The sequence below is a fragment of the Methylacidimicrobium tartarophylax genome (genome assembly GCF_902143375.2).
Taxonomy (GTDB): Bacteria; Verrucomicrobiota; Verrucomicrobiia; order Methylacidiphilales; family Methylacidiphilaceae; genus Methylacidimicrobium; species Methylacidimicrobium tartarophylax.
Genome location: NZ_CABFVA020000123.1, coordinates 1 through 8,610, shown reverse-complemented (window position 1 = coordinate 8,610; position 8,610 = coordinate 1). Strand labels below are relative to the sequence as shown.

The following is an 8,610-nucleotide window of genomic DNA, read 5'->3' as shown; positions in this document are numbered from 1 at the left end:
CCTCCGTGCAGTATGTCGTCATACAGCTCCGGGGGAAAACCTGCGCCCCGCCTTGCATCCAGGCCCATCGGCTCGCGCCTCGGGTACGAACTTTGTGAGACACACAGGCGAGAGCCGAGCGCGAATTTCGTTCGAAAATCAGAAGCCCCTGTGGTTGCGATCCTGCTCGCAACCGTGGTAAACGGGATTATGAAACGATCGATTCCGAACGAAATTCGCAATGCCCAAGGGGAACGCCTCGACTTCGCCTACCAGGGAGGATCGCCCGATAATTCGACCCTGGTCGTGATCGGCCATGGCATCACCGCCCATAAGGACAGGCCGATGTTGATCGAGCTCTCCAATGCTCTTTCCCGCCATGGCATTCATTCTCTACGTTTTTCCTTTTCCGGGAACGGGGCTTCGGAAGGGAAGTTTGAGGAGTTTACCGCCACCAAGGAAGTAGGGGACTTGGGCTCGGTTCTGGATGCGCTGGGAGACTGGCATGTCGGTTATGCGGGCCATAGCCTGGGAGCACTCGTGGGGGTCCTACGCGCGAGCCAGGATCCTCGGATTCATTTTTTGATCTCCCTGGCAGGAATGGCCGATTCCGCCGCCTTCGCCAAGCGCGAGTTCAGCGATGTCACCCCGGGAGCGGGTTGCATGTGGGAGATGCCGCAATTTCCGCTTTCCCGCGCCTTGATCGACGATATGAACCGGATCGGTAACGTCGTGGAAGTGGCAAGGAAGATCCGAGTGCCCTGGCTCTTCGTCCACGGCCTTGCCGACGATGTGGTTCCTCCCCAAGACTCGCGGGATCTTTTTGCCGTCGCCTCCGAGCCGAAGAAGTTTGTCGAGATTCCCGGCTCGGATCATCTCTTTCCCGAAGGTCATGCAACGACGATGGCGAACGCCGTCGCCGAATGGATTTCGGAGTTGAAGCGCTAGGCCGAGAAGCTGCAAGAAACCTGCTGCGATCTTTCGCGGGCGGCTTTGCCCAGGCTTTGGGCAAGGCCGCCCTAGGGGAACCGGCTTCCCGAGAGTGCCATGGGTCGAAGGATGGCTGCGGAAAGGATAGCAAACCGCGCTTGCAAAAGGCGGGCAGACGAAGGATTCGTCTCTGGTCTCCCGGCAACGAGGAAACCAAATAACCAGAAGATTCAGAAAAGAGAGGGTGGTGGGTGATCGCGAGTAAGTAGGTACTTACTTACTCCTAGCTCCTAATTTAGGAAAATGCTTCTTTTTCGTGCCTGCGTGCCCGGGCGGCCGGTCCAGTGGATCCCGGAGCCTTTCGCCAAAACGGCTTGCGCGTTCGAGCAGAGCCGGGCGCGGGGCAAGAGATCCCTGCCACAGAGCCCGAATCGAAACGCAAGACGATGGAGAGAGCTGCTTCTGCCAGGGATCTGGATCTCTGTGGTCTCCCTGTCGCTGGGCGGCTGCGCCTATCTTCCGAAAGACAGCAAGCCCGCCACTCCGATTGCTCCTCCCGCGATTGCGGCCACGGTTGCTTCGGTCGCTCCCGAATCGGTTGCCGTCGCAGACGGGTGGCCCCGGAACTTCTGGTGGCGCAGGCTCGACTGTCCGGAACTCGACCGGATCATGCACTTGGCACTTACGGCCAACCCAGACCTCCGGGCGACGCTCGACCGGGTTCACCAGGCGTGGGCGTTAGCGGCCGGAGCGCGCAGCAACTACCTGCCCTCGTCCGGAGTGCGTCCGTGGTTGGCCAATTCGGTCTTCGGGGTCTGGGGATTTCCCGGTTCGAGCTTCTTCGGGCCTATCGGCGGAAATTCGTTCTTTTTCTGGGATATCATCCCTACCTTCACGAATTATCATGTCGATCTCTGGGGGGAAGACCGTGCCCGGGTCCGTGCGGCCATAGGGGAGGCGCGGGCGGAAGAGTCGGAAGTCGCCGTGGCCCGGCTGCTGCTCGGCGCCACCGTCGCCCGGCGCTATGTCCGTCTCGCTGCGGCGGAGGACGAGCTCCGCCTGGCACAGCGGAGGGAGAGCATCGCCGGCGAACTGCTCTCTCTTTCCCAGGTGCGCGGGTCCCGCGGGGTCGACAGCCTCTTTCCGGTGCATACGGCCGAAGAGCGGTTGGAAACGGCCCGACAAGATGTGGCTGGGTTGGCGCGAGAGTGCCAAACCCTAAGGAACGAGATAGCCCGGTTGGCTGGACAAGGGCCGGATTGGGGCAGGGCGCTCGCCGTCTCCGAGGCGAGCTTCCCCCGCCGGTTTCCGCTGCCCGAACGGATCGCCTTCGATCTTCTCGGCCACCGTCCTGATGTCGCTGTGGCGTGCTGGCGGGCACAGGCGGCCGCAAATCAATTAAAAATCGCCAAGACCGCGTTCTACCCAAACCTCAACTTGGTCGCCTGGTTCGGCTTTCAGACTCTCAACTTTCCAACACTCTTCCTCAATCCCGCTCTTCCGCTGATGTACATGGCCGGGCCTGCGATCACGCTGCCGATCTTCCAAGGCGGCCGCTTGACGGCGCAACTGGAAATGGTTGCTGAAGAGTACCATGTCGCCGTGGAACGATATAACAGCGTCCTGCTTTCGGCGCTGCAGCAGGTCGCCGATTCACTGGCCTATTGGCAAGAAGCGGCGAAGGACCTGGAGGCGCAGGAGAGAGCAGTGAAGGCTGCGCAGGCCAACGTCGATCTTGCGAGACGTCTCTTTGCCTCCGGGCTCAACGTGCGTCAGGATGTGCTCGAGATGCAATACCGGCTGGCGGAGGCGGAAAGCCGCCTGAGCGCTCGGCATGCCCAGCACGTGGATTCCGCCGTGGGTCTGCTAGTCGCCTTAGGCGGGGGGTTCGAACCCGCTACCATTCCGGAATGGCCGCGCAAGGGGTTATGATCCGGGAGCTTTGGGATCGGTGGCGGCGTCGCGTTGCCCGGAACGTGCTGGCCCGAACGCCTCCCCGGTATCGGCGGCAGGTGCTCCGGAACCGGCGGCTCCTCCTGGTCACTGGAGTCGGCGTGCTTGGCTTGGTGATTTTGCTTGCCTGGTGGTGGCTCTTCCTTAGCCGCTGGGTCGTGACCAACGATGCCTATGTGACCGGCAACCTCGTTCCGGTGAAATCCCAGGTTAACGGCACGGTCGTCGAGGTACGCTACGAGAACACGCAATTTGTCCGACAGGGTGCGGTGCTCGTCCGCCTCGACGGACTCGATTCCCGAGTGGCCTTGGAAGGGGCGGAAGCCAGATTAGGCGAAGCAGTCCGGCGAGTCGAAGGTCTCTTCAGCCAGGTGGCTCTCGACAAGCAGAAGATCGTGGCGGAGATGGCGCGGCTGGAGCGGCTCCGGCATGATCTGGAGCGTTACCGGGCGGTGGCGCCTTACGGGGCGATCCCGGCCCAGCAGGTTGACGATACCGAGTGCCAGATCCGGGAGTTGGAAGCGACTGTCCGGGAGGCCGAGGCGGACCTCCAAGCGGCGGAAGCACAAATTCGACGGACGACCGTAGAGCGCCATCCGGCGGTCCTCGGAGCCGCAAGCATCCTCAAGAGGGCTTATCTGGATTACGTCCGCCGGGAAGTCCGGGCTCCGGTTGCGGGCTTCGTCGCCAACCGTCGTGTTCAGCCGGGTGACGAGGTCCATCCGGAAACCTCTCTCATGGCCGTCGTCCCGCTCGACTATCTGTGGGTGGAAGCCAATTACCGGGAGCGGGAGCTACGACGGGTTCGTCCGGGGCAGGGGGTGCGCATCTCGATCGACCTTTACGGCCGCCATCTGCACTACCATGGAGTCGTGGAAGGGATCGGAGCCGGGACGGGAAGCGTCTTTGGGCTGCTTCCGCCCGAAAACGCCACGGGAAACTATATTCACATCGTGGAACGCGTGCCCGTGCGGATTCGCCTTTCGGAAAAAGAGCTTCGCGCCAACCCGCTCCGCCCCGGCCTTTCGGCCGTGACGGCGATCCACGTCAGCGAGCGGGGAAGCTCGGTCCTCGATTCTTTGACCCGTTTCCCCAAGGAAGAATACGAAGCGCCTTTTTACGAACAGCAGCTTCTCGGCGCGGAAGAGAAGATCGAGCGGATCATCGCGGCCAACCGGCGTGCTCCCCATCCTTCGGTCCCGACCGAAGGATCGAGGGAAAGGGGCGATCCTTCCGGGAAGCCGGCTCCCGCAACGGCTCCTCGAATCGATCCGTGAGCGGAGGAATCCGATGAAACCCGAAATCGTTCTGCGCGGCTGGCGCTTTTGGGCGGTCCATCTCGTTCTTCCCTTGGAGTTTCTCCTCGCCCTTTACGGCTCTTCGTCCTATGCGGCGTTTAATCTCTACACGGTGGGCGATATGGGGCAGAGCCCAAGCCATGGCTCCTGGACTTCGGCGGTCTTCTTCGCGGGAAGGGGCTTGGGGATGTTCCTGGCCCCTTTTGTCTCTCGCCGCTTCCAGTCGATTCCCTCGCTTCTCGCCTCCTGCTTCGGCCTGAGTGCGGTCTCCTTCCTCTGCGGGCAGATCGGCGATTTCTACCTCTTCCTCGCGCTTCGGCTCCTGCTCGGCTTCTTTTCGGGAATGGCAATGATCCTCGCCCAATTCATTGCGCTGCGCCTCCATCCCGTTGAACGCTGGGCCAATGTGATCACGGGCTTCGGCCTGCTCTTGGTGAGCACTTTTGCCTTCGGCCCCAACATCGGCGGCTTGATGGAAGAGGCAGTGGGCTGGCGTGCATTTTTCGTCATCGCGGCTCTCCTCCATCTTTCCTTTGGCGGCTTTCTCTGGGCGGTTCTCCCCCGCCGCCGGGAAGAGCGCGTGTCCTACCGGTTCGATTGGGCGGGCCTCGCGTTCGCGCTGTTGTCGATGCTCTCTCTCCAGGCTCTGATCGTTCGGGGGCAAGACGAGGACTGGTATAACTCGACCCTTGTGATCGTTCTGGCGGCGGTCGGCGTTCTTTCCTTGATCGTCTTTGCGATCTGGGAGTTGGGCCGGAAAGAACCGCTCATCGACGTCCGGCTCTTCCTCCAGCCACATTACACGACCGGGGTCTTGGCCAGCTCGATCATCCTCCTGCTCGCTTTCGGCATGCTCTCCCTGATCCTTGGCAATCTCCAGTCCACCAGCGGCTATACGCCGGATCTGGCCGCACGTTCGTTTCTGCTCGTGTTCCTCCTGGCTCCCGCCGGCTGGATTCTCGCTACCTATCTCAACCGCCACGTGGATCCGCGCTGGCCTTCGGCGCTTTTCCTACTCGGCTTCGCCGCCTACGCCTACTGGGTGAGCACCTATGACTATTTCGGAAGGAGATCCTGGTATACCTATCTGCTCGGATCTCAGGTTCTCGAGGGATTCTGCCTCGGTGCGATCGCCACCCTGACCGCGGTCGCGCTCCGGGGGACTCCTCGTCACCGGGAGAGCGCGGCGAGCCAAACCTTGACGCTGGTCCGCACCTACGCGATGAGCTGGGGGCCGGGGCTTCTGGGAACCCTTTTCACCCATCGCACGGCCTTCCAGCAGACCCGCCTGGTCGAGACCGCGCCGTGGGGTGACCCGGCCTTCGGCTTGGCGCTCGATCGGCTGCTCCAGGCGGGTGCTTCCTCGCTGCAAGCGGTCCGGCTTCTGGGGGGCTATGCCTCGAGCCACGCCGTGATTCTGGCGACCGAAGATGTCTTCCGCTTCTGTTTCTGGTGTTTTCTCGGCTTGGCGTTGCTCGTCTGCACCCCGCTCGCCAAGAAAAGGGAACCTGCGCGCGCTAATCGCTCGCCGGAGTAGAAGAGAGCCGCCAGATCCCTTCCGCGTACTCGCGGATCGAGCGGTCGCTCGAAAACTTGCCGACCGAAGCGGTGTTCTCCATGGTCATGGAGAGCCATCGGGCTCTGTCGCGGTAGGCCCGCTCGGCCTCACGCTGGGCGGCCAAGTAGGCGGCAAAGTCGGCCAAGACGAGGAAGGGGTCTCCCCCTTCCAGGAGGCTGTGCCGTAGCGGAGCGAGGACCGAGGCAGGCTCCCCGGGAGTCAGATCTCCGGAGCCGATCCAATCAAGAATCGCCCGCAACTCTGCATCGGACTCATAGATCTCCCAAGGATTGTAGCCTTCTTGGACCCGCTCGGCCACCTGCTCGGCGGTCAATCCGAAGATAAAGATGTTCTCCGGTCCGACCTCCTCTCCGATTTCGACGTTGGCTCCGTCCAACGTTCCGATCGTGACTGCGCCATTGAGCGCAAGCTTCATGTTGCCTGTGCCGGAAGCTTCCTTGCCGGCCGTGGAGATCTGTTCGGAGAGATCGGCGGCCGGAATGATCCGCGAGGCCCGGGTTACTCCATAGTTGGGGACGAAGGCTACTTGCAGCCTCCCGTAGACACGGGAATCGCTGTTGATCCGAACTGCTACCGCGTTGATCGCCTTGATGAGGCACTTGGCTAAGTCATAGCCGGGCGCAGCCTTGCCGCCGAAGAGGAAGAGCCGCGGAGGGAACTCCGCGCTCGGGTTCTCGAGCAGCCTCCGGTAGAGCCAGAGGATATGGAGGAGGTTCAGATGCTGGCGCTTGTATTCGTGGATCCGTTTGATCTGAACGTCAAAGAGCGCATCGGGATCGGCGGTGAGCCCGCACCATTCCCGCAAGCAGTCCGAAAGCCGGACCTTGTTTGCCCTTTTGATGGCGGCGTAGCGTTCCCGGAAGGAAGGATCCCCGATGAACTTCCGCAGTTCCTGGAGCCCGGAGAGATCGGTGATCCATCCCTCTCCCAGGGTCTCGGTAAGGAGGGAGGCCAGCAGCGGATTGGCTCCCAGAAGCCAGACCCGAGGGGTGATCCCGTTGGTCACGTTCCGGAACCGGCCCGGAAAGAGGGCCGAGAAGTCGGGAAAAAGCCGGCTCTGGAGAAGCTCCGAATGGAGGGCGGAGACGCCGTTAACCGAAAAGCTCCCGATGACGGCCAGATGCGCCATGCGGACCGCCTTGGTATGGTTCTCGTCGATCAGAGAGATCGCTCGGCGCTTCCCATCCGGGATCTGGCCCGTTCCCGGAACGCGCTCGAGCAGCCTCCGGTTGATCTCGTAGAGGATCTCCAGATGGCGTGGAAGAACTCGGTGGAATAGCGATACCGACCAGGTCTCCAGCGCTTCCGGAAGAAGGGTATGGTTGGTGTAGGCGAAGATTCGGGTGATCCAATCCCAGGCTCGCTCCCACTCCATCCTCCGTTCGTCGATCAGGATCCGCATGAGCTCGACGATCGCGATCGCCGGATGGGTATCGTTCAGGTGGATCACCACCTTTTCCGGTAGAAGATTCCAATCCTGATGCTCTTCCTCGAAGCGCCGGAGAATGTCTCGAAGCGAGCAGCTGACGAAGAAATACTGCTGGACGAGCCGCAACTCCTTCCCCTTCTCGGTCTTGTCGTTGGGGTAGAGAATCTTCGTGATGGATTCGCAGAAGCTCTTTTCCCCGACCGCCTCGAAGTAGCCCCCACGATTGAAGGCATCGAGGTCGAACTCCCGGGTCGACTTGGCGCTCCAAAGGCGGAGCAGGTTGACCGTGTTTCCCCCAAACCCTGCAATCGGGATGTCAAAAGGAAGACCGAGCACATCGCGGCAATCCGTCCAGCGGCACCCGCCCTCCTGGTGCTCAACGGTTCCGTAGAGATGCACCGTTTGGACCCGCTCGGGATGGACCATCTCCCACGGGCTCCCGAATCGATGCCAATCGTCCGGTCTCTCGATCTGGTATCCGTGGGCGAAGTCCTGCTGGAAGAGGCCGAACTCGTAATGAATGCCGTAGCCGATCGCCGGCAGGCGGAGAGTAGCCAGCGAATCGAGGAAGCAGGCGGCGAGTCTGCCCAGCCCGCCGTTGCCGAGCCCCATTTCGCCCTCCTCCTCGCAGACGGCCTCGAGATCCGTGCCGAGGCTCTTCAACGCCGCTGCCGTGAGATCCCAAAGGCCCAAGTTGAGCAGGTTTTGGCGGAGAAGACGCCCAAGGAAGTATTCGAGCGAGAGGTAGTAGAGCCGCCGTGCCTGGGTTTTCTGATAAGCTTCTTGGGTGGCAAGGAATCGCTCGGTCAGGAAATCTCGCGTCATCAGGGACGTGGCCAGCCACCAGTCCCGGGGAGTCGCGCTTTCCGGAAAGCAGGCCAAGCTGAAGCGGAGGTGGGCGCTGGTGCATTCCCGGATCGCCTCGACCGTGGTCTCCTTGGTGAAACGGGCGGAACCCAGGAACGATTTCATCGAACGAGAAATCTCGGACGGAGGGAGGACGCGGTCAAGCCTCAATCCACGACTGCTCATGGGAGCTCTGTAAATCTTGTTTGCCCTATTTGCCGGATTTGCGTCGTGGATCTTTCTGATCTCCGGAAGGAACAGCAGGACTCATGCCAGGATCTCCTGCGGCAGAGGCTCCGCTTGCCTTCGGTCTCCGTCCGGAGCAACGTAGGAGAAAGAGCGGGTCCGATGGATGGCGACGGAAAACCGCTGGAGTCTTCAAGAGAAAGCAGTAGCGGCGGGACCCACTTTGGGCGATCCCTGCAGCTTCGGCTCCTCTGGATCGCGTCGAGCCTTCTCTTAGGGCTTCTCCTTCTAGGGGCGCTTGCCGACGCTTATTTGCGTCCGCTCCCCGGTTCCACGACCGACGATGAGATTCAGACTCCCGCCTCCCGCCAAGCGTTTTTTCAGGAGTGGCAGGCGGGGCTTGCCCGCCT

At 61.7% G+C, this 8,610-nt stretch carries 6 protein-coding genes; 5 read left to right on the top strand and 1 reads right to left on the bottom strand.

The features are described from left to right. Positions 1-189 precede the first annotated feature (189 nt). The 4 genes from MAMT_RS10825 to MAMT_RS10810 all read left to right on the top strand — a co-directional run bounded on the left by MAMT_RS10825 (position 190) and on the right by MAMT_RS10810 (position 5,697). The gene (locus MAMT_RS10825; RefSeq protein WP_142661041.1) at positions 190-927 is read left to right on the top strand and encodes an alpha/beta hydrolase; all 738 of its coding nucleotides are present in this window, start codon (positions 190-192) and stop codon (positions 925-927) included. Between the two features lie 285 nt (positions 928-1,212). Beyond that, the gene (locus tag MAMT_RS10820) at positions 1,213-2,841 is read left to right on the top strand and encodes an efflux transporter outer membrane subunit (RefSeq protein WP_246186664.1); all 1,629 of its coding nucleotides are present in this window, start codon (positions 1,213-1,215) and stop codon (positions 2,839-2,841) included. Next, a complete protein-coding gene (locus MAMT_RS10815; RefSeq protein WP_142661040.1) occupies positions 2,838-4,139 on the top strand; it encodes an HlyD family secretion protein in 1,302 nt (433 codons plus the stop codon). Before MAMT_RS10820 ends, MAMT_RS10815 begins: the two co-directional genes overlap by 4 nt. Before the next feature lie 13 nt (positions 4,140-4,152). Beyond that, positions 4,153-5,697 (top strand): MFS transporter, encoded by a 1,545-nt coding sequence (locus tag MAMT_RS10810; protein ID WP_142661039.1) that lies wholly within the window; start codon positions 4,153-4,155, stop codon positions 5,695-5,697. Here the strand turns inward: MAMT_RS10810 and MAMT_RS10805 are convergent. After that, positions 5,678-8,140: a glycogen/starch/alpha-glucan phosphorylase gene (locus MAMT_RS10805; RefSeq protein ID WP_142661038.1), complete on the bottom strand. Its 2,463-nt coding sequence runs from the start codon at positions 8,138-8,140 to the stop codon at positions 5,678-5,680. The two genes, MAMT_RS10810 and MAMT_RS10805, sit on opposite strands and share 20 nt — an antisense overlap. 105 nt (positions 8,141-8,245) lie before the next feature. On the opposite strand from MAMT_RS10805, the gene MAMT_RS10800 reads away from it, so the two are divergent. After that, positions 8,246-8,610, top strand: a 365-nt coding sequence (locus tag MAMT_RS10800; RefSeq protein WP_142661037.1) for a hypothetical protein, incomplete at its 3' end; no start/stop codon positions are given.

What these genes read in the sequence shown, in the direction of transcription:
- MAMT_RS10825 (WP_142661041.1), top strand. Translation starts at nt 190, where the DNA reads ATGAAACGATCGATTCCGAACGAAATTCGCAATGCCCAAGGGGAACGC.
- MAMT_RS10820 (WP_246186664.1), top strand. Translation starts at nt 1,213, where the DNA reads ATGCTTCTTTTTCGTGCCTGCGTGCCCGGGCGGCCGGTCCAGTGGATC.
- MAMT_RS10815 (WP_142661040.1), top strand. Translation starts at nt 2,838, where the DNA reads ATGATCCGGGAGCTTTGGGATCGGTGGCGGCGTCGCGTTGCCCGGAAC.
- MAMT_RS10810 (WP_142661039.1), top strand. Translation starts at nt 4,153, where the DNA reads ATGAAACCCGAAATCGTTCTGCGCGGCTGGCGCTTTTGGGCGGTCCAT.
- MAMT_RS10805 (WP_142661038.1), bottom strand. Translation starts at nt 8,140, where the DNA reads ATGAAATCGTTCCTGGGTTCCGCCCGTTTCACCAAGGAGACCACGGTC.